The organism is Amycolatopsis sp. NPDC114484 (genome assembly GCF_055633755.1).
This window is the reverse complement of record NZ_JBVKDQ010000009.1, coordinates 223473-243799: the sequence shown is the minus strand read 5'-3', so window position 1 is coordinate 243799 and position 20327 is coordinate 223473. Positions and strand designations below refer to the sequence as shown.

17 protein-coding genes are annotated in these 20327 nt (G+C 67.9%); 9 read left to right on the top strand and 8 right to left on the bottom strand.

The features are described from left to right. Window positions 1–10 precede the first annotated feature (10 nt). Window positions 11–775 carry a class I SAM-dependent methyltransferase gene (locus ACZ7SW_RS23440; RefSeq protein WP_470232535.1) on the bottom strand — a complete coding sequence of 255 codons (765 nt, stop codon included), beginning with the start codon at window positions 773–775 and terminating at the stop codon, window positions 11–13. Between the two features lie 82 nt (window positions 776–857). On the opposite strand from ACZ7SW_RS23440, the gene lysS reads away from it, so the two are divergent. Next, a complete protein-coding gene (gene lysS / locus ACZ7SW_RS23435; RefSeq protein WP_470232534.1) occupies window positions 858–2366 on the top strand; it encodes a lysine--tRNA ligase in 1509 nt (502 codons plus the stop codon). A 163-nt stretch (window positions 2367–2529) separates the two neighbouring features. Next, the gene (locus tag ACZ7SW_RS23430; RefSeq protein ID WP_009084272.1) at window positions 2530–2883 is read left to right on the top strand and encodes a histone-like nucleoid-structuring protein Lsr2; all 354 of its coding nucleotides are present in this window, start codon (window positions 2530–2532) and stop codon (window positions 2881–2883) included. A gap of 141 nt (window positions 2884–3024) precedes the next feature. Here the strand turns inward: ACZ7SW_RS23430 and ACZ7SW_RS23425 are convergent, their stop codons facing one another. Next, window positions 3025–3852 carry a DUF6597 domain-containing transcriptional factor gene (locus ACZ7SW_RS23425; protein WP_470232533.1) on the bottom strand — a complete coding sequence of 276 codons (828 nt, stop codon included), beginning with the start codon at window positions 3850–3852 and terminating at the stop codon, window positions 3025–3027. 67 nt (window positions 3853–3919) lie between these two features. Between ACZ7SW_RS23425 and ACZ7SW_RS23420 the strand changes: the two genes are divergently transcribed. Beyond that, the gene (locus tag ACZ7SW_RS23420; RefSeq protein ID WP_470232532.1) at window positions 3920–4489 is read left to right on the top strand and encodes a TIGR03086 family metal-binding protein; all 570 of its coding nucleotides are present in this window, start codon (window positions 3920–3922) and stop codon (window positions 4487–4489) included. Between the two features lie 18 nt (window positions 4490–4507). Here the strand turns inward: ACZ7SW_RS23420 and ACZ7SW_RS23415 are convergent, their stop codons facing one another. Beyond that, a complete protein-coding gene (locus tag ACZ7SW_RS23415; protein WP_470232531.1) occupies window positions 4508–5323 on the bottom strand; it encodes a (2Fe-2S)-binding protein in 816 nt (271 codons plus the stop codon). Between the two features lie 368 nt (window positions 5324–5691). Between ACZ7SW_RS23415 and ACZ7SW_RS23410 the strand changes: the two genes are divergently transcribed. Both ACZ7SW_RS23410 and ACZ7SW_RS23405 read left to right on the top strand, forming a co-directional pair. After that, window positions 5692–8241 (top strand): ATP-dependent Clp protease ATP-binding subunit, encoded by a 2550-nt coding sequence (locus tag ACZ7SW_RS23410; protein WP_470232530.1) that lies wholly within the window; start codon window positions 5692–5694, stop codon window positions 8239–8241. Window positions 8242–8304: 63 nt separating this feature from the next. Next, on the top strand, window positions 8305–9294 hold the full coding sequence (locus tag ACZ7SW_RS23405; RefSeq protein ID WP_470232529.1) for a BUD32 family EKC/KEOPS complex subunit: 990 nt from the start codon (window positions 8305–8307) through the stop codon (window positions 9292–9294). A 7-nt stretch (window positions 9295–9301) separates the two neighbouring features. On the opposite strand, the gene ACZ7SW_RS23400 is transcribed toward ACZ7SW_RS23405, so the two are convergent. Together ACZ7SW_RS23400 and ACZ7SW_RS23395 are read right to left on the bottom strand one after the other, a co-directional pair. Beyond that, window positions 9302–9799 carry a PIN domain-containing protein gene (locus tag ACZ7SW_RS23400; RefSeq protein WP_470232528.1) on the bottom strand — a complete coding sequence of 166 codons (498 nt, stop codon included), beginning with the start codon at window positions 9797–9799 and terminating at the stop codon, window positions 9302–9304. Between the two features lie 150 nt (window positions 9800–9949). After that, window positions 9950–10375, bottom strand: a complete 426-nt coding sequence (locus ACZ7SW_RS23395) for a helix-turn-helix domain-containing protein (protein ID WP_470232527.1) — start codon at window positions 10373–10375, stop codon at window positions 9950–9952. Window positions 10376–10508: 133 nt separating this feature from the next. Between ACZ7SW_RS23395 and ACZ7SW_RS23390 the strand changes: the two genes are divergently transcribed. After that, complete coding sequence (locus tag ACZ7SW_RS23390) at window positions 10509–12398, top strand: Hsp70 family protein (protein WP_470232526.1); 1890 nt, start codon at window positions 10509–10511, stop codon at window positions 12396–12398. 3 nt (window positions 12399–12401) lie between these two features. Here ACZ7SW_RS23390 and pcp read toward each other — a convergent pair whose 3' ends face one another. Both pcp and ACZ7SW_RS23380 read right to left on the bottom strand, forming a co-directional pair. Beyond that, a complete protein-coding gene (gene pcp, locus ACZ7SW_RS23385) occupies window positions 12402–13007 on the bottom strand; it encodes a pyroglutamyl-peptidase I (protein ID WP_470232525.1) in 606 nt (201 codons plus the stop codon). Further along, window positions 13004–14449, bottom strand: a complete 1446-nt coding sequence (locus ACZ7SW_RS23380) for a M1 family metallopeptidase (protein ID WP_470232524.1) — start codon at window positions 14447–14449, stop codon at window positions 13004–13006. The genes pcp and ACZ7SW_RS23380 overlap by 4 nt, the downstream gene beginning before the upstream one ends. 146 nt (window positions 14450–14595) lie before the next feature. Here ACZ7SW_RS23380 and ACZ7SW_RS23375 point away from each other — a divergent pair, with 146 nt between their 5' ends. Together ACZ7SW_RS23375 and ACZ7SW_RS23370 are read left to right on the top strand one after the other, a co-directional pair. Next, window positions 14596–17766, top strand: coding sequence for an AfsR/SARP family transcriptional regulator (locus ACZ7SW_RS23375; RefSeq protein WP_470232523.1), 3171 nt, complete (start codon window positions 14596–14598; stop codon window positions 17764–17766). Between the two features lie 90 nt (window positions 17767–17856). Continuing rightward, window positions 17857–18876 carry an amidohydrolase family protein gene (locus ACZ7SW_RS23370; RefSeq protein WP_470232522.1) on the top strand — a complete coding sequence of 340 codons (1020 nt, stop codon included), beginning with the start codon at window positions 17857–17859 and terminating at the stop codon, window positions 18874–18876. Here the strand turns inward: ACZ7SW_RS23370 and ACZ7SW_RS23365 are convergent. Next, the gene (locus tag ACZ7SW_RS23365; RefSeq protein WP_470232521.1) at window positions 18865–19293 is read right to left on the bottom strand and encodes an SRPBCC family protein; all 429 of its coding nucleotides are present in this window, start codon (window positions 19291–19293) and stop codon (window positions 18865–18867) included. The genes ACZ7SW_RS23370 and ACZ7SW_RS23365 overlap by 12 nt on opposite strands. A 130-nt stretch (window positions 19294–19423) precedes the next feature. Between ACZ7SW_RS23365 and ACZ7SW_RS23360 the strand changes: the two genes are divergently transcribed. Continuing rightward, window positions 19424–20263 (top strand): helix-turn-helix transcriptional regulator, encoded by an 840-nt coding sequence (locus ACZ7SW_RS23360; RefSeq protein WP_470232520.1) that lies wholly within the window; start codon window positions 19424–19426, stop codon window positions 20261–20263. Window positions 20264–20327 lie beyond the last annotated feature (64 nt).

The window sequence follows — 20327 nt, the reverse complement described above, 5'->3', positions numbered from 1 at the left end:
CGGTCGCCGTTCAGCTCCGGCGAGCCCGGACCACCGTGGTGACCAGCGGATAGTCGAATTCGCCCGTTCCAGCCTCCGGAACAGATTCCAGATACGTCCTGGCTCGCGCGAGCCGCTGGTCGCGGTCCCGCGCGGAGGCGATCAGCAGATGCGAATGCGTGGACACGGTCGCCAGCAGCGAATCGATCGAGCGCCGGTGCGTATGGGCGAACCGGTCCTGTTCGAACGGGTCGAAGCCGTCCGCGCGCAGCGTTTGCTCCTCGTCGGCGAGCCAGCGGCTGATGCCGGTGCGGATGAGCCGGGCGAATTCGAGCACCCACGGCACTGATTCGTCGTCGTGATTCCACAGCGCCACCACGGCCCCTCCCGGCCGCAGCACCCGGCGGATCTGCGCGAACGCCGGGGCCAAATCGAACCAGTGCAGGGCCTGGCCGACGAACACCGCGTCCACCGATTCGTCCGGCAGCGGGATGTCCTCGGCCTTGCCGAGCAGCGCGGGAACGTCCGGCAGCCGCCGGGACAGTTCGGCGAGCATGCCCGGATCGGGTTCCACCGCGGTCACCGCGCGGCCGAGATCGACCAGCCCCTCGGTGAGTTTTCCGGTGCCCGCCGCGAGGTCCAGCACGTCGCGTACCGGTCGGTTTGCTCCGGACATACCCCATTCGAGTGCGGCTCGGGGATAGTCCGGCCGGTGCCGGGCATAGGCGCCCGCCTGGTCGCCGAACGACGAAGCCCGCCGGGCACGCAGTTCCGCATCAGTGCCGGGATCGCTCACGAGTAACCACCCTAATACCGTGAGTGCCCCGGAAGGGGAATCCGGTTGACGCGGTTCACCAGCGGCTTCGTACGCTATGGCCATGACCGAATTCCCCGCGTCCGACGCACTGCCCGATGACGACCTGCCCGAACAGATGCGGGTGCGCCGGGACAAGCGCGACCGGATAATCGCGGAGGGCGCCGATCCTTACCCGGTAGAGGTTCCGCGGACGCACAGTCTCGCGCAGATCCGTGCCGAACATTCCGGTCTCGAAGCCGACACCAGCACCGGTCAGTCGGTCGGCGTCACCGGTCGCGTCATGTTTCTCCGCAATACGGGCAAACTGTGTTTCGCCACTCTTCGTGAGGGCGACGGCACAGAACTGCAGGCGATGCTGAGTCTCGCGCAGGTCGGGCCCGAGTCCCTCGCCTCGTGGAAGTCCGATGTCGATCTCGGTGACCACGTATTCGTGCACGGCGAGGTGATCACCTCGAAGCGCGGAGAGCTTTCCGTGCTGGCCGACAGCTGGCAGATCGCGGCGAAGTCGCTGCGCCCGTTGCCGGTGGCGTTCAAGGAGCTGGCCGAGGAAACGCGAATCCGGCAGCGTTATGTCGATCTGATTATGCGGCCGAAGGCGCGCGACGTGGTGCGCACCCGCTCCGGCGTGATGCGTTCGCTGCGGGAGTCGTTCCACCGCCGGGGATTCACCGAGGTCGAGACGCCGATGCTGCAGACGCTGCACGGCGGGGCCGCGGCCCGGCCGTTCGTCACCCATTCCAATGCCTTCGACCTCGAGCTGTTCCTGCGCATCGCGCCGGAGCTGTACCTCAAGCGGTGTGTGGTCGGCGGGATCGAGAAGGTTTTCGAGATCAACCGGAACTTCCGCAACGAGGGCAGCGACTCCTCGCACTCGCCGGAGTTCGCGATGCTCGAGTACTACGAGGCGTACGCCACTTACGACACGAATGCCGTGATGACCCGCGAACTCATCCAGGAGGCCGCGGAGAACGTGCTCGGCACCCAGGTCGTCACTCTCGCCGACGGAACCGAGTACGACCTTTCCGGCGAATGGACGACACTCGGCATGTACGAGTCGCTCTCGGAAGCGCTCGGCGAGGAAGTGACGCCGGATACTCCCGCCGAAGCACTGCACAAGATCGCCGCGGCGCGCGAGATCGAGGTGGATCCCAAGCTAGCGCACGGCAAACTCGTCGAAGAACTGTGGGAACATCTCGTCGGCGACGGACTGCACGCGCCGACATTTGTCCGGGATTTCCCGCTCGAGACCTCTCCGCTCACGCGCCAGCACCGCAGCCGCGCGGGCGTGGCCGAGAAGTGGGACCTGTACGTGCGCGGTTTCGAACTCGCGACCGGATACTCCGAGCTGGTGGATCCGGTGGTGGAACGGCAGCGGCTCACCGAACAGGCGCGGCTCGGCGCCGCCGGGGATAGCGAGGCGATGCGTCTCGACGAGGATTTCCTCCGTGCGCTCGAGTACGGAATGCCGCCGAGCGGCGGGGTCGGAATGGGGATCGACCGGCTGCTCATGGCACTGACCGGGCTCGGTATCCGGGAGACGATCCTCTTCCCGCTCGTACGGCCTGAATAGGACGCCGTTCGCCGCACCGGTCGAGATTTCCTCAATGCGGATTTGCCTACGGCCGGGCAAGCGGGTATTAATATGGGTGTCAAAGACTTCTGTAGCTCGGGGCTTGCCCCGAAACCAGATCAGGTAGCCAGATCATTCGGGTAAGCCCCGCAGGAGGAATCAGATGGCACAGAAGGTGCTTGTCTCTCTGGTCGACGACCTCGACGGCAGTGAGGCGGAAGAGACCGTTGAGTTCGGTTTGGACGGTGTGAGCTACCAGATCGACCTGTCGGGCGAAAACGCCGAGGAACTGCGGGACGCGCTCGCGCAGTATGTCGAGCACGCGCGCCGCGCGGGCGGCCGCAAGCGCGCGCCGCTGCGTCCGGTCGCGGGCGGCAAGTCCCCGGCCCGCCCGGCCGCGGTCGACCGCGAGCAGAACCAGGCGATTCGCGCGTGGGCCCGCAAGAACGGTTTCCAGGTTTCCGACCGCGGGCGCATCCCGTCGGAGGTCGTCGAGGCTTACCACAAGAAGAACTGACCGGGCATTTCCGGAACTCGCGGATGCGGTCCTCCGGTTAGCGAAGGCGGGAGAACGCACCGCAGCGGAGACGGGGGTCTTCGCACACTGCACGCCAAACGGCCGTCGGGAACATTCCCGGCGGCCGTTTGGCGTTCGGTATTAGTTTCCCGGCTTTGCGCCGTCCGGCGTGCCCGACATGAGCCGGCGGGCGGAACGGGAGTACTCCGCGGGAGGGGCTCCGGTCACTGCGCGGAAATCGCGGATGAAGTGAGGTTGGTCGCTATAGCCCAGCCGAGTCGCCAGATCCGCGTAATCCGGAGCGTCCGGTGCGGCGAGCAACCGGGCGGCTTCGTTGAGGCGGTAAATCCGGATCGCCCACTTCGGCGTTGTTCCGACGTGCTCGGCGAACAACCGCTGTACTGCCCGGATCGACAGCCCGAGTGCCGCCGCCAGTTCCGCGACCCTGGTGATCTCCGGATCCGCGGCGATTGTTTCCACCGCCTCGGCGGCCACCCGGGTCGCCCGGGGAATGGGGCGACGCCGTGCGATCAGCAAGTTGTCGATTGCAGTGATCATTTCCGCGTCGGTCTCCGCATTCCGGACGGATTTTTCAGCGACCGCGGCGGCGCGCCCGAAGATCGTGGTCACGTCCTCCGCGCGATCGGCGAGCGTGCGCACCGGGGCGTCGAGGAACGGTCGAAAACAGCCGGGCCGGATCCGGGCCCCGATCCCGTGCACGCGTCCGCTGAGCCGATGCGTGAAAAGCTGGTGCGCCGGACCGTAAACCCCGCACGCGCCGGGGAAGAACGTCACGTGCACCGACAGATTCGGTAGCACGTGCTGATCGTGGGGCTCGGTCAGGTCCCAGCGCAGTATCCAGTGGTGTTCTACGAAATCGCGCAGTTCCGGGGCGGGCGGATGCCGGGCGAGAGTGAACTTGGTGCGAGCCGTCCGCTCGTTCAGGATGCCGCTCGGGATCCGCCGCATGGCTGAAACGCTAGTGCGTCGCGTAATTTCAAGACGGCCGCCGCGCCAGCGTGGTTGGCTCCGGTGCATGTCGAATCACTCCGGACTGCTCGCCCCGGCCGCCGCGGAACTGCGGCGCGTCGCTGCTGCCGCCCCGTCGCTGAGCGCGCCCACCGCATGCGCGGAATACGACGTTCGCGGTCTTCTCAACCACCTTCTCTACTGGGGCCCGTGGCTCGCCGCCGCCATTCGGCACGAGCCGTACGAACCGCCCGCGCCGAGCGAAGCCGAGGCCTCGCTCGTCGGCGACGACTGGCCGAAGGCGCTCGAAGCATTGACCGACGACGTGGTCGCCGCGCTCACTCCGCCGGAAGCGTGGACCGGAACCGTCACCTTCGGCGGATCCGACCTGCCCGCCTCGGTCGTCGGAGACATGGTGCTCGGCGAATTCGTCGTGCACGCCTGGGATCTCACGCGGGCGAGCGGCACCGAGCTGAACTGTTCGGACGAAGCCGCCGAAGTGGTTCTCGCGTTCGCGGCGGGGATGGGCGAAGAGGCCCGTAAGGGCGGTGTCTTCGGTCCGGAAGTCGCGGTACCGGAAACCGCGCCGGCGCTGCATCGGGCGCTGGGCGCGACGGGTCGCGACCCGTACGCCTGATATTTCACTCGATGGAGGTCATCGGCGGCAGACGCGCGGACAGCTTTCGCACTCCGCTTCGCCGGGCAGGAGATAGGAGAAGCAGCAGCTCTCCCGACGTCGCTCCCAAACCCGGCGCCCGTCGTCGTTGATCGTCATCCGCAAGGTGGACGCCGAGGTCAGCGGGCTGTACTGCGCGTCGAGCACCAGTGCGGCGTCCGCGACGCCAGCACCTTCGGCCTCGGCTGTCCCGCCTTGTTTGCCGACCCGCCACAGCGCGCCGTCCAAGGCGTCTGTGGCGGCTGCCCAGAGCATGCGGCGGCCGAGCCGGGTGCCCGGGGCGTAGGCGCGGACGAAGCGGGCAGCGTGGCCGACGAACTGCGCGCGCAGCACCGCGGCCAGCGCGCGTTCGTCGCGCACGACGGTGGCCTCGGGGCGGACGCTGCCCGGGTCTGTCGGCAGGCAGTAGAAGGCGTCGCTGAGCACGGCCATGCCCTCGGGGTGCGGCCGATCAGGGCCTAGGCCGAATGCGAGCTGCTCCGGCTTCAGCGACGGCACCCGACGCTCGTGGTGCAGCAGCAACGCGCCCACGTACGCGGGGACGTACAGGTACCAAGACATCACGTAGCTGGCCGCTGTCCGCGCCGGTGCCGCGCCGTGCTGGTCAAGGAGCCAGTCGGTCAACCGGGACCGCCACTCGACGAACAGCGCGGGCTGTTCCAGGAGGTCAGCGCAGCGAAGCCAGCCCTCGGGGACGTCGCGGCGCAGGTCGTGCCGGGTGCCGGCGCGCAGCAGGGAGGACGCGAGCCCGTCGCCGATCTCGCGGGCACCGTCGCGCGAGCGCTGCGGATTCACCCGGTCGACCCCCGTCCTGTTCTTGATTAGGCGTGCCTAACCTTATATGCGGAACGGGATTGCGCCAATCGGGTGGCCACTGGGTGAGACCACCCGGACGCGCAGGGGTGTTCGCGCTGAGCGGACAGGGGGCCCGGGGCGGAATCCTGATCCGGTCCCGTACGTTCGAGAGGGAGTAAAGGTGCAGCGCAACCGGATGAACAGCGGTGACCGACCGGGTCGCCGTCCGGGTGCGAACGGGCCGCCGGAAGCCGTAGTGGTACGCAACCGCGACCGCTTGGCTACTAGAGTGGTCTCACGGTGCTGTCCGCCGTGGACGCGATCCACGGAGGTTACGGGCCGCCGACGCAGCAGTCGAGGGAGTGCGCATGTTTGAGAGGTTCACCGACCGCGCGAGGCGGGTGGTCGTCCTGGCCCAAGAAGAGGCCCGGATGCTCAACCACAACTACATCGGCACCGAGCACATCCTCCTGGGTCTGATCCACGAGGGTGAGGGTGTCGCCGCCAAGGCGCTGGAGTCGCTGGGCATCGCCCTCGAGGGCGTGCGCCAGCAGGTCGAGGAGATCATCGGCCAGGGTCAGCAGGCGCCGAGCGGGCACATCCCGTTCACGCCGCGGGCGAAGAAGGTGCTGGAGCTGTCGCTGCGCGAAGCGCTGCAGCTCGGCCACAACTACATCGGCACCGAGCACATCCTGCTCGGCCTGATCCGCGAGGGCGAGGGCGTCGCCGCCCAGGTGCTCGTGAAGCTGGGCGCGGACCTCAACCGGGTCCGCCAGCAGGTGCTGCAGCTCCTGTCGGGCTACCAGACCGGCGAGAAGTCCACCGAGAGCGGCTCCGGCCGCGGCGAGGGCACGCCGTCCTCCTCGCTGGTGCTCGACCAGTTCGGCCGCAACATGACCGTGCTCGCCCGCGAGGGCAAGCTCGACCCGGTCATCGGGCGCGGCAAGGAGATCGAGCGGGTCATGCAGGTGCTGTCCCGCCGGACCAAGAACAACCCGGTGCTCATCGGCGAGCCGGGCGTCGGCAAGACCGCCGTCGTCGAGGGGCTGGCGCAGAGCATCGTCAAGGGCGAGGTGCCCGAGACGCTCAAGGACAAGCAGCTCTACACGCTGGACCTTGGCTCGCTGGTCGCCGGTTCGCGCTACCGCGGTGACTTCGAAGAGCGCCTGAAGAAGGTGCTCAAGGAGATCAAGACCCGCGGCGACATCATCCTGTTCATCGACGAGCTGCACACGCTCGTCGGCGCGGGCGCGGCCGAGGGCGCGATCGACGCGGCGTCGATCCTGAAGCCGATGCTGGCCCGCGGCGAACTGCAGACGATCGGCGCGACCACGCTCGAGGAGTACCGCAAGTACATCGAGAAGGACGCCGCGCTGGAGCGCCGCTTCCAGCCGATCCAGGTGGGCGAGCCGTCGCTCGAGCACACGATCGAGATCCTGAAGGGCCTCCGCGACCGGTACGAGGCGCACCACCGCGTCTCGATCACCGACTCGGCGCTGGTCGCGGCCGCCACGCTGGCCGACCGCTACATCAACGACCGGTTCCTGCCGGACAAGGCGATCGACCTGATCGACGAGGCCGGGGCCCGGATGCGCATCCGCCGGATGACCGCGCCGCCGGACCTGCGCGAGTTCGACGAGAAGATCGCCGACGTCCGCCGGGACAAGGAGTCCGCGATCGACGCGCAGGACTTCGAGCGGGCCGCGCGCCTTCGCGACGAGGAGAAGCAGCTCCTCGGCCAGAAGGGCGAGCGCGAGAAGCAGTGGAAGGACGGCGACCTCGACGTCGTCGCCGAGGTGGACGACGAGCAGATCGCGGAGGTGCTGGCCAACTGGACCGGCATCCCGGTGTTCAAGCTCACCGAGGAGGAGACCACCCGGCTGCTGCGCATGGAGGACGAGCTCCACAAGCGCATCATCGGCCAGGAGGACGCGGTCAAGGCCGTCTCCCAGGCGATCCGCCGTACGCGTGCGGGTCTGAAGGACCCGAAGCGCCCGTCCGGTTCGTTCATCTTCGCCGGCCCGTCCGGTGTCGGTAAGACCGAGCTGTCGAAGGCGCTGGCGGCCTTCCTGTTCGGCGAGGACGACGCGCTCATCCAGATCGACATGGGCGAGTTCCACGACCGCTACACCGCTTCGCGGCTCTTCGGCGCCCCTCCGGGCTACGTCGGCTACGAAGAGGGCGGGCAGCTGACCGAGAAGGTGCGGCGCAAGCCGTTCTCGGTGGTTCTTTTCGACGAGATCGAGAAGGCGCACCAGGAGATCTACAACACCCTCCTGCAGGTGCTCGAAGACGGCCGCCTCACCGACGGCCAGGGCCGTACGGTCGACTTCAAGAACACCGTGCTGATCTTCACCTCGAACCTGGGCACCTCGGACATCTCGAAGTCCGTGAGCCTCGGCTTCTCCTCCGGGTCGGGCGCGACCGACCGCTACGAGAAGATGAAGCAGAAGGTCAACGAGGAAATGAAGAAGCATTTCCGCCCGGAGTTCCTGAACCGGATCGACGACATCATCGTCTTCCACCAGCTCAACCAGGAACAGATCATCCAGATGGTGGACCTGATGATCGGCCGGGTCGAGACGCAGCTCAAGGCCAAGGACATGGAGATCGAGCTGACCGAAAAGGCGAAGGCGCTGCTGGCCAAGCGCGGCTTCGACCCGGTGCTCGGCGCCCGTCCGCTGCGTCGCACGATCCAGCGCGAGATCGAGGACCAGCTGTCGGAGAAGATCCTCTTCGGCGAGGTCGAAGCGGGTCAGATCATCGTGGTCGACGTCGAGGGCTGGAGCGGCAACCCGGAGGACCGCGACGACGAGGCGCACTTCACCTTCCGCGGTGAGAAGCGTCCGTCCTCGGTGCCCGACGCCCCGCCGGTGAGCATCGGCGCCGCGGAAAACGGCGAGTCCGAGAACGAATGAAGTAGCTAGAGAAAAAGGGCGGCTCCCAGTTCGGGAGCCGCCCTTTTCTCTATTGTCGTGGTTATGGGGTCTTCTTCGAGAATCTCGCGGCACGCTGCGGCGAGCACCGCGCTTTCGCTGCTGAGCGACCGCCAGCTCACCGAGCGGCTGGAGTCCGCCGAGGTCTTGTCTCAAGGAATCGGCGGCACCGGCGCCCGGCTGGACGTCGACGGGGTGCCGGTGTTCGCGAAGCGGGTGCCGCTTACTTCGCTGGAGCGGCAGCACCCGCATTCCACCGCCAATCTGTATGGCCTGCCTGTCTTTTGCCATTACGGCCTTGGTTCGCCGGAGGGCTCGGCTTGGCGGGAGCTGGCGCTGCACGTGATGGCGAACGGCTGGGTCCTTAGTGGTCAGTGCGAGAACTTCCCGTTGCTGCACCACTGGCGAGTGCTGCCGGTCTCGTCGGGGCGTGTGCCGGACCGTCCGTTGGAAGAGGATGTCGAGTACTGGGGCGGTTCTGCTGCGGTCCGCCGACGGCTCACGGAGCTTCGGGATTCGTCGTCGAGCGTTGTTTTGTTCTGCGAGTATTTTCCGGCCAATGTGCACCGGTGGCTGCCAGAGAACTTGTCGCAGGCTGGACGCGTTGAGACGCAGGTCGGGGATACGCTCTCGTTCCTTCGCGCGCAGGGTGTCTTGCACTTCGACAACCACTTCGAGAACTTCCTGACCGACGGCGATCGGTTTGTGCTGACCGATTTCGGCCTAGCGTTCGCGCACCGGTTCGATCTGGCTGAGGCGGAGTTGGCGTTCGCCGAGCTGAATGCGGAGCATGACCGGGCTTATGGGTCGATGTATTTGGTGAACTGGCTGGTGACTGAGCTGTGCGGGACTTGGGACCGCGAGAGCCGCCTGGCTGCGGTGCGCCGGGCGGCTGCTGGGGAGTTGGCGTTGCCTTCACCGATCGCTGAGGTGGTGGCTCGGCATGCTTCGGTGGCGGTGGAGATGAATGACTTCTATGGGCGGCTTCAGGAGGACCGGGAGACGCGCTTTCCGGCGGAGGTTTTCGCGGGGTAGGTCGCGGCTACTGGTCGAACGCGATCTCGCGACAGCGCTCGGTGATTCGCTCAGCGAAGGCGGGACAGCCGGATTTAGCCAAGGCTCCAGCGAAGTCCAGATGCATGCGACCATGCCCGGAGAAGTGCTGGATTTGCCTGCGCAGCGTGGCGCGCACGAGCCTCGGCGACGAATCGTCAATGAGGAGGAAGAATTCGTCCGGGGTGTAGATCTCGTAATCGAGCGTGTCCCGTACTGTCGTCGGCAGGTCGGTGAACCCGTGGTCGAGACTGACGACGCAATCCATCGATCCGGCGATCGCGGCTGCGTGGATGTGCCGGTCGAACGGGTCAGTCAGCACGACGGCGTCCTGTCCGGACGGGTAGTCGTCGATGCGGCCGTCCATCGTCCCGACTATCGCGTCGCGGATCTTGGTGATCTCGGTTCCAGTGAGATCGGGATTGCGCCGCCGGATGCTCTGGATGGCCTCGGCAAGAATGTCTTCGGTGTAGAAGATGTGGAACATGCTTGCGTTTCCCGTGTCCTTCAGCAGAAGCAGTCAGTCTCGGAGCGTTCTGGCGTGCAGGACGTTGGCATCGGGAAGCACGCGAGTGGGCATCGCACCACGATACGAGGACGGAAGTTCCCCAGCGTGGCACCTCCTGTTCGATTCTGACTATTCGATGCCGAGCCGGTCTTCGATCGCGAGCAACTCGTTCAACGCGTCTCGTTGCTTGCGCAGTCGTTCCCGGCGGAAGGCGAGGACGTCGTCGCGGCGGAGCTTTGTGTGACTGCCGGTTCGGGTGCTTGGCAGGTCGCCGGCGCGGACGTGTTTCATCAGCGTGGTCCTGGAGATTCCGAGCAGTTCCGCCGCCACCGTGGTGGTGATGATCTCCGGCATCGCGCCGACGGTCACCGTTCCGCCTTCGGCGACGATCGCGAGGATCTGGCGTAATAGTTCGCGGATCTCGCCGCCCAGCTCAACGCCGTCTAGCGTGACCTGGCCGTCTGCTTCGGCGATCAGTTCCGCTGCGGCGTGGGCCTCTTGCTGTGCGCGCGGGGTCGCGAACAGCGACTCTCGCGCGGTGGTGGTCGGCGTCATGATCTCTCCGCTTCACGGCTGTTGACGTACTGAAGTGTGCCTCAGTTTCACTTAACTTGGCAAGTAGGTTTCAGTTATATCTGTCACCCATGCCCGTGAGACGATGCCGTGGGGTTTTGGGGAGGGGAACTGCGTGGACGTCCTGTCGATCGACTTCGGTACTTCCAGCACGGTCGGCGTTCTGGCGGCCTTTGGACGCGGCCCGCGGGCTATCGAGGTCGACGGGTCGGTCACCATGTCTTCCGCGGTTTACGCGGAGGAGGACGGGCGGCTCGTCGTCGGGCAGGACGCGGAGCGGCGGGCTCGGCTGGATCCCAGCCGGTTCGAGCCGAATCCCAAGCGGCGGATCGACGACGGCGAGCTTCTGCTCGGCGATCGGGCGGTGCCGGTGGTCGACGCCTTCGCCGCTGTGTTGCGGCGGATGGGCGAGGAGGCCGAGCGGCAGCTTTCCGGAGTTCCGGACGAGGTGCGGTTGTCACATCCCGCCGGGTGGGGCGCGCGGCGGCAGCAGACTCTTCGTACGGCGGCGGGGAAAGCCGGGTTCGGCCAGGTGCGGTTGGTGCCGGAGCCGGTCGCCGCGGCGGCGCATTACGCGACTCTGCGCGAGCAAGGGGCTCCTGGCGGGCCGATCGCGGTGTACGACCTTGGGGCGGGCACGTTCGACTGCGCGGTCGTCGGGGCGGGCACCGCGGTTTTGGCTGAGGACGGGTTGCCGGATCTCGGCAGCCTGGACATCGACCAAGCTCTCCTAGTCCATATTGGACGGTCGGTGTCGCACGCGGATCCGGCCCAGTGGCAACGGCTTCTCCGGCCGCAGACGACCAGCGATCGACGGTTGCGCCGGGTGCTGCTCCAAGACGTCCGCGACGCCAAGGAAAGTCTTTCCCGGCACGCGCACACCGAGGTGCCGATGCCGGATCCGTTCGGCGACGTCCTGGTCACCCGTGCCGAATTGGAAGCGCTGGTACGGCCGAATCTGTTGCGCAGCGCCGAAATGCTCGCGGCGACGATCGCGCGGGCCGGGCTTTCGCCGGATCGGCTCGGCGGTGTCTATCTGGTCGGCGGGCCCAGCCGGATGCCGTTGCTGGCCTCGCTGGTCGGGTCGACGCTGGGCGTGGTGCCGACTACCGAGGACCAGCCGGAGACGGCGGTCGCGTTCGGGTTGCATCACGTGCCCGTGGACGAGCGTCCAGTGGCAAAGCCAGCGCCGACACCAATGCAGGCACCGGCGTCCTGGCCGCCTGTCCAGCAACAGTCTGGCCCAAACCAGCAGCCCGGCTCAGGCCAACAGTCTGGCCCAGGCCAACAGTCCGGCCCAGCTCAGCAAGTCGGCCCGGTTCCACCGCTCGGCGTGGCCCAGCAAGCCAGCCCAATCCAGCGGCCCGGCCCGAACCAGCGGCCTCCCGCACCCATGCCCGGATGGCAGCAACCGCGGAAGAAGTCCCGCAAACCCCTCGTGATCGGCGCGATCGCCCTGACCGTGCTGGTCGTCGCGGGAATCGTGACCGCCGTCCTCGCCACCAACCGCGACGACAAACCTGCGGCGAATCAATCAGTCAGCCAGCCAAACACCACCACCTGCGCCGGTTCACAACCAGCGCTGCCCGGCGAAAACGGCCTCACCAAGTGCATGCGCCGCCTGACCGGCCCGACCATCCAAACCCGCGCCACCTGCTCAGACGACCCGGAACTGGCGAAAGCCCTGGGCGCACTGCGCACCGCACTGTGCCGCTTCCCGGACAAGACCACTGTGGCGTTCCACGAAGGACTCACCCTCGCCCAGGTCGAGCCGGGTGCGCGCAAGGACATGACCGGTCGCGTCGTGACCGATACCTGGCGCACCCGCACCGGGCTGAGTGGCCGCTACGTCGCGGGTGTCGGACCGAAGCTGGGCCTGCTGATCTACCAGGCCGACGGCATCCCCGTGGTCGGCACCGTGATGGACACCAGCGCGTCGCACACGAGCCGCCGGCCGCAGGATTTGGTGCAGTACTTCGAGCAGACCGTCCAGCCCGGCGAGTAAGGCTCAGTGCAGCGTGCCAGCCGAGGTCGTGACGTCCTCGTGCACGGTCAACGCGGTGTCCACCACGATCTCAAGCGCACGCGCGGTCGATTCCAGCGACAGCAGGGATTCCTCCGGCACGTGCACGAAGCCGCCGCGCAGCCCGGGAAACTCCGTCGCGATCAGGTGCAGCAGGCCGTAGAAGACCTGATTGCACACATACGTCCCGGCGGTGTACGACACGGCCGCGGGCAGTCCCGCCGACTCGATCGCCGCGACCGCCGCTTTCACCGGCAGCGTGGTGAAGTACGCGGAAGGCCCGCCCTCGACCACCGGCACGTCGACAGGTTGTGCGCCGGCGTTGTCCGGGATCCGGGCGTCGATCAGGTTGATCGCCACTCGTTCCGGCGTGACGTGCTCGCGTCCGCCGGCCAGCCCGGCGCACACGACCAGTTCCGGCCGGTGCGCCAAGATCGCGGCCCGCAGCGCCGGCAGCGACGCGTCGAACTCGCACGGCAGCTCTACCGCCACCGTGTCCGTCCGCCGCGCCGCTGCCAGCGAAGCAGCCTGCCAAGAAGGGTTCGTCGCCGCTCCGGCGAAGGGCGCGAACCCTGTCAGCAGAACTGTCACTTGGCGGCCGGTTTCAGGTCGCCCGGGTAAAGGAACTCATCCGACGGCTTGCCATTGCCGTAGATCCACGCGTCGAAGAAGCCCTGCAAGTCCATGCCGGACACCTTCTCACAGTACTTCTGGAACTCCTGCATGCTCGCGTTTCCGTTGTGGTGCACGGAGTTCCAGGTCTTCAGCATCTGGTCGAACGCGGCCTGTCCCATGTACTTGCTGAGCGCGTGCAGCATGACCGGGCCCTTGGAGTACACGTAGGTGAACTCGTGGCCGGGCCCCATGTCGTACAGCTTGCCGTCCCAGAACGCGTCGCTGGCCGACGCGACCTCGTTGAGGTAGGTGGCGTCGAGGTCCTCGCCGTTCTTCTGCGCCCACAGCCAGGTCGCGTAGGACGCGAAGCATTCGTTGAGGCAGACGTCCTTCCAGTGGTCGACGGCAACCGTGTCGCCCCACCACTGGTGCGCGTTCTCGTGCACGATCGTGTTGATGTTGCCCGCGCGACCGGAGTAGATCGGCCGGCTCATCGTCTCGAGCGAGAACCCGATCGGCTCGGTCAGGTAGATGCCGCCCGCGGCGTCCACCGGGTACTTGCCGAACTTCGATTCGAGGAAGTCGATGACCTCCGGCAGCTGGGCGTCGGCCTGCTTCGTGGCGTCCGAAGTGCCCGGCGCGTACGCGCTGACGATCGGGGTGCCGTCCTCGCGCTTGCGCTTGTTGAAGGTCCACTTGTCGATCGCGACCGTGGTCATGTACGACGCGGTCGGGGTGTCCTCCGCCCAGACGTGCGTGGTGCCCGCGCGCGTCCGGTAGGAGCCGACCTCGCGGCCGTTGGCGATCACGCCCCATTCGCTCGGGACGGTGATCGACAGCCGGAACCGGGCCTTGTTGCGCGGGGTGTCGTTGACTGGGTACCAGGTGGTGGCCGATTTCGGCTCGCCCGCCGCGAACGCGCCGCCGGACTTGGTGAACTGCCAGCCGTTCTTGCCGAGGTTCGGGTCGTTGATCGCCACCGGAACGCCGTGATAGGCGACCTCGGCGGTGAACGGCAGGCCTTTCCACAGCGGCGACTTCGGCGTGATCACGAGTTCGTGGTCGCCGGTGCGGGAGAACTTCGCGGGCACGCCGTTGACCCGGACCGAGTCGACGGTGAGGCCCCGCAGGTCCAGGTCGAACGAGCTGAGCGACTGGGTCGCCTTCGCGTGGACCGTCTGGACGCCGGCGAGCTGGTGGGTGTCCGGGGCGTAGTTGACCTTGAGGTCGTAGTCGGAGACCTCGTACCCGCCGTTGCCGTCCTGGGGGTAGTAGCTGTCTCCGGCGCCGTCCGAACCGGGGGTCGGCTGGTCCCAGCCGTCCTGTCCGGCCGACGCGATTCCAGTGCCGAGCGTCAATGCGGTGAGGGTGGCTGCGACGGTCACTGCCGGGCGACGCCAGCGGTGCAGTGCTCTCATGGGCGCTCCTGTGTCTGCGTGTGAATCCTCCGCAACGTAGCGCCGAGGAGCCGGGCAGTAACCGCAAGGTGAGCAGATTGTCCCGAAAGTCCACACTTACGTCGGGCCCCGACACGACCGGGCCGTCGTCTGGAAAGCTGGACCTCATGCGCGTCGCGCTGCTGGGCCCGCTGCGAGCGGAGGGGGAGGACGGCACGCCGATCGACATCGGCGGAGCCCGCCTTCGCATGCTCCTTTCGCGGCTCGCGCTCGACGCCGGGCGCGCGGTTCCCGCCGAGTCCCTGATCGACGGCCTGTGGGGCGCTGAACCCCCGGCCGACGCGCCCAACGCGCTCCAGTCGCTCGTCTCGCGGCTGCGTCGCGCGCTGCGGCCCGCGGAGGTCGAACTGGAGTCGGTCAACGGCGGTTACCGGCTCGCGGTGCCGCCGGAAGCGGTGGATCTCCACCGGTTCGAGCAGTTGTCCGCCGAAGGGCGCCGGGAGCTTGCCGCTGGCCGGGACGGTACCGCCGCCGAATCGCTCGCGGCCGCGCTGGCGTTGTGGCGCGGGGCGGCGCTCGCGGACGTCCTGGACGCGCCTTTCGCCGCCGCGCCCGCGACTCTGCTGGAGGAGCGGCGCACGGAGACCACTGAGGACTGGTTCGAAGCCGAGCTGAGGCTGGGCCGGCACGCGGACGTGCTCGCGGACCTCACCGCGGCCGCGCAGGCGCATCCGTTGCGGGAACGGTTGGCTGGCTTGCGAATCCGTGCGCTTTCCGCTGCCGGACGTCAGGCTGACGCGCTCGCCGCGTACTCCGCGATCCGGACGACGCTGGCCGACGAACTGGGCGTCGACCCGTCGGCGGAACTGCAGGAAGTGCATCTGCGTGCGCTGCGCGGCGAATACACGCCGGTCGCCGCGGTGGTCGACCGGTTGCCGCAGCGGCTGACCAGCTTCATCGGCCGCACCGACGAGTTGAAACTGCTGGCCGAGTTGCTCGAAGGATCCCGGCTGGTCACGCTCGTCGGCCCAGGCGGTGCCGGCAAGACCCGGCTCGCGACGGAAGCGGCTTCGCGGCACCCGGCGCACTCGCGCGGCTTGGTGTGGTTCGTGCCGCTGGCTGGCGTGCGGGACGCCGAAGACGTGTTGTCCGCGCTGCTCAACGCGTTGGAAGTCCGAGATCTCCGTACAACGGAGACCGAGGCGCGGCGTCGGCAGGTCGATCCGTTCGAGCACGCGGTGGAGGCGCTCGGCGGCGCGGAAGCGTTGCTGGTGCTGGACAACTGCGAACACGTCGTGGACACGGCCGCGGAGCTGGCCGAGAACCTGCTGCGCCGGCTGCCCGCGTTGCGCGTGCTCGCGACGAGCCGTGAACCGCTGGCGATCACCGGGGAAGCGCTGTGTCCGCTCGGCCCCCTGCCGGTGCCGGACGAGGCCGCGCCGCCCGCGGACGTCGGCACGCTCGATTCCGTCCGGCTTTTCCTCGACCGCGCGATGGCGGTGCGGCCGGGGTTCCGGCTCGACGAGTCCACAGTGGATGCTGTGCGGCAGATCTGCCGCCGGCTCGACGGAATGCCGCTGGCGCTCGAACTGGCCGCCGCGCGGTTGCGGTCGATGACCGCCGAGCAGATCGCCGAACGCCTCGACGACCGGTTCCGGCTGCTCACCTCCGGCAGCCGGACGGCGTTGCCGCGCCAGCGCACGCTGCGCGCGGTGGTGGAGTGGAGCTGGGATCTGCTGAGCGAAGCTGAGGTCCGGCTCGCGCGCAGGCTCGCGGTGTTCGCGGCGAGTTTCTCCGAGGAGGCAGTGGAAAACGTCTGCGCGGACGACGAACTTCCCGCTGGCGAAATCGTGTACGTACTGGGTTCGCTGGTGGAGAAGTCCATTGTGGACGTAGTGGGCATGCGGTACCGCCTGCTGGAGACCTTGCGCGCCTACGCGACCGAGCGGCTCGCCGAATCCGGCGAGCAGGAACGGATGCGGAGGGCGATGGTCGCCTACTACGCGGAACTGGCCCACCGCAACGAACCGTTGCTGCGCGGACGGGATCAGCTGCAGGCGATCGACGTTTACGAGCACGACAGCGACAACTTCACCTCCGCGCTGCGAGCGGCGATCGAATCGGGTGCCGCGGAATCGGCGGCCCGGCTGTTGTTCGGATTGTTCTGGTACCTCAACATCGTCGGCCTGAACGAGCGAGCCGCGCTGTTCGTCAACGAGGTGCTCGAGCTGGGCGAAAAACTGCCGCCGGACGTCGCGGCGAGCCTGCGGCTGAGCCAGGTGCTGATGCTGGCGATGGCCGGTCCGCATGAGAAGGTGAACGTCCCCGATCTGGTCGACGAATGCGTGAAGACCGGTGCGGCGGAACGGAATCCGTGGCTGTGGGTCGGGTTGCCGATAGTCGCTTACCTCAACGGTGAACGGGACCTGGCCAAGCGCGAGATCCGCCGGGCCGTCGAACGGGACGACGCCTGGAGCCGCGCCGCCGGGCGCTGGGCGGAGAGCTTCGTCCTCGGCGACATGGGAGACCTCGAAGGCGCGGACCGGGCGCGCGAGCTCGCGCACGAAGGCTTCGCCGAGGTCGGGGACCGCTGGGGCCTCGGCATGACGCACGGTTTCCGGGCCGCGGCGCAATCGCAGTCCGGCGACCACGAGGGAGCGATCGCCGGGTACACCGAGGGCCTGCGGCTGGTGATGGAGCTGCGGTCGCGGGACGACATCGTGCAGCAGTGGTGGCGGCTGGCGGTGGAACGTTCGCGCGCCGGCGACCAAGAAGGCGCGTGGCGGGACATGGAAGCCGCGGAACGCTACGCGTCTTCCGGCGGCAACAACGGATTGCACTTGATCGTGTTGCTTGGCCGCGCCGAGTTGCTGATTCGGGAGAACAACGTCGCCGAGGCGCGCGAGGTGTTCCGGGAAATGAAGTCGGCGCGCGCGGATTGGCCGACGCCGGAAGGTTTCGAGGCGGAATGGCTCGGTGCCATCGAAGCCGGTCTGCTGCTCGCCGAAGGCCGTCCAGGCGAAGCCGAACCCGCGGTGTTCGCGGTGATCGACCAGACGGCCGGGCGCTTCGACATGCCGGATCTGGCCGGCGTGGTCGAACTGCTCGCGCGGATCCGGTACGGGCAGGGCCGGCTGGAAGCGTCCGCGCGGATGCTGGCGTTGAGCGCGGTGGTGCGCGGGCGGTTCGACCTGGGGAGCCCGGAGGTCCGGGAGCTGATCGCCAGCCTGACCCGGGATCTGGGCGCGGAACGGTACGAGACGCTCGTGGCCGAGACCTCGCAACTGAACCGGGCCGAGGCGATCGAAGCGGTTCGGGCGGAACGCTCACCCGAGTAGCCCGTTATCGATGATAACTGAAACTTGCTTCCGCTGATGTTTCCAGTGATACGCTGAACTGGGTATCACTGGAAAAGCGGAGGAGTTGTCATGCGCATCGTCGCCCTGGAAGAACACGTGGTCCTGCCCGTCCTGCGCGACGCGTGGGCGAGGGCGGGGGTCCAGCCGCACGTGTACCCCGAGGACCACCCGGTCACGCGACGCTTGCGCGACGTCGGCGGCGGACGCCTCGCCGACATGGACGAGCAGGGCATCGACGTCGCGGTCCTGTCCCTGCCCACCCCTGGCGTGCAGAACCTTCCGGCGGCCGACGCCGTGCCCGTCGCACGCGAGGCCAACGACGCGCTCGCCGAGATCGTCGCCGCGAATCCCACGCGGTTTCAGGCCTTCGCCACGCTCCCGACGTCCTCGCCCGAAGCCGCCGCCGAGGAGCTGGAACGCGCGGTCACCCTCGGCTTCCGCGGCGCGATGCTGTACGGCCGCACCGGCGACAAACTGGCCGACGCGCCGGAATTCGACGACCTCTACCGAACCGCCGAACGGCTACGCGTCCCGCTGCACTTCCACCCGCAGGCCCCGGTGCGGGCGGTGCGGGAGGCGTACTACTCGGGCCTGCCCAACGGCGTCGGAGCGGCTTTGGCGACTGCCGGGCTCGGCTGGTACTACGACCTCGGCGTGCAATACCTGCGGATGATCTTCTCCGGAGTCTTCGACCGGCACCCTGAACTGCAGGTGATCGCCGGGCACTGGGGCGAGGTCGTGCTGTTCTATCTCGACCATGTCGGCTTCCTCGGGGAAATGGCCGGACTGCGGCAGCCGCTGGCCGACTACTTCCGCCGGAACTTCTGGATCGCGGGCAGCGGCACAGTGAGCGAACGGTATCTGCGCTGGGCGGCGGAGGTCGTCGGGACGGAGCGGATGCTCTATTCGACCGACTATCCGTACACGTTCGGCACGCGGCCGGGCGGGTTTCCTTATCTGGACACGAGTGGCGGGGTCGCCCGGTCGTTTCTGGAGAACGCGCCGTTCAGCGAGGAAGAGAAGGCCGCGATCGGATCCGGCAACTGGGAGCGGCTGACCGGTCATCTCGCGGGGACCTCACCCGCGTGATCCCGGCTGCGGATCGCGGGGGTGCTCAAGGGTCCGTTTGATCACCTCGAGAGCGGCCGACATCGTTTTGGTCATCGGCGCGGCCAGTTCGTCGGGGAGCACGTCGCGGATCCACACCAGCCGGCACCGCTGTTCGCCGTCGGCCAGGACCTGCATGGAGGCGTTGTCGTGTTCGGGCCGGACGTCGCCGCCGATGACCGCGTAGACGATCCGGCGGGTTTCGTGGTCAACGCCGACCCGCCGTTCCCGAACGACCGTGCCGTTGGCGAAGCTGACGACTCGGCAGTCTCCCTCGGCCCGGCTGTCCAGCACGAACCCCGGTGCCATCCGCCGGGGACCCGCGGCGAAGTCGCCGATCACCTCCCACACGTCGTCGGCACTGGATTCGAGCACTGCTTCTTCACGGATGGACGCCATGTCTCCTACTTCGTTTTTCGTGCTGTGACAAGGACAACGGGTGTGCTGGTGCCCCAGTCTGCCTGGCCCCGGTCCAAAGGTCTTGAAGATTCTTGCCGGGATTGTCGGACCCTCGCCGTAGCCTCCAGGGGTGCTCTCCTTCGTCGTCCTCGCTGCTCGTCCGGAGTTCGCCGTCGGGGCGGTGGACTGCCGGGACGATCACCGCGGCTGGTCGGCTGAGCAGCCGCGCGACGACGTGCGGCTCGTGCTCGTGCGCCGCGGCGGGTTCCGTCGCCGCGTCCGCGGTGCCTGTGCGGACCTCGACCGCACCGTCGGCTACCTCGGGATGCCCGGTGAGGAGGAGCACTTCTCCCATCCCGCCGGGGGCGACAGGTGCACCTCGATCACCCTGACCCCCGCGCTCTGGCGCACCGTCGCCGGCGACGCACCGCTGCTGGACCGTTCGTCGCTGTACGTGGACGGCACGCTCGACCTCGCCCACCGCCAGCTGCTCGCTGCCACCCGCGCCGCCGACCCCGAGTACGCGGCGGCCGAAGGGCTGATCGGCCTGGTGGCCACGGTGGTCCGACAGGTTGTGGCCACGACCGTCCCGGACAGCGACCAGGCGGGCGACCGGGCACTGACAGCCGAAGCCCGCGCCGCGATCGGCGACGATCACCCCGCGGCGGCTGGCCTGATTCCGCTCGCCGCCCTGCTGGGCGTCTCCCCTTACCGGCTCAGCCGCGCCTTCACCCGCGAACTGGGAGTGTCGCTGACCCGGTACCGCAACCGCGTGCGCGTAGCCCGCGCGCTGGACCGGCTGGAGGCAGGTGAACCCAGCTTGGCCGCCCTCGCCGCCGACCTCGGGTTCGCCGATCAGGCCCACCTGTGCCGAACTGTGCGCGCACACCTCGGACGCACCCCGAGCGCACTGCGCGAGCTGCTCGCCCGGCCATCGGCGCTGGAAAGCCAAGGGATAACAAAAAAGTGAGTGTCTGTGCCCGGCTGTGGAACCCGGACACAGACACTCACCACAGCGCCCACACCCCCGTGAA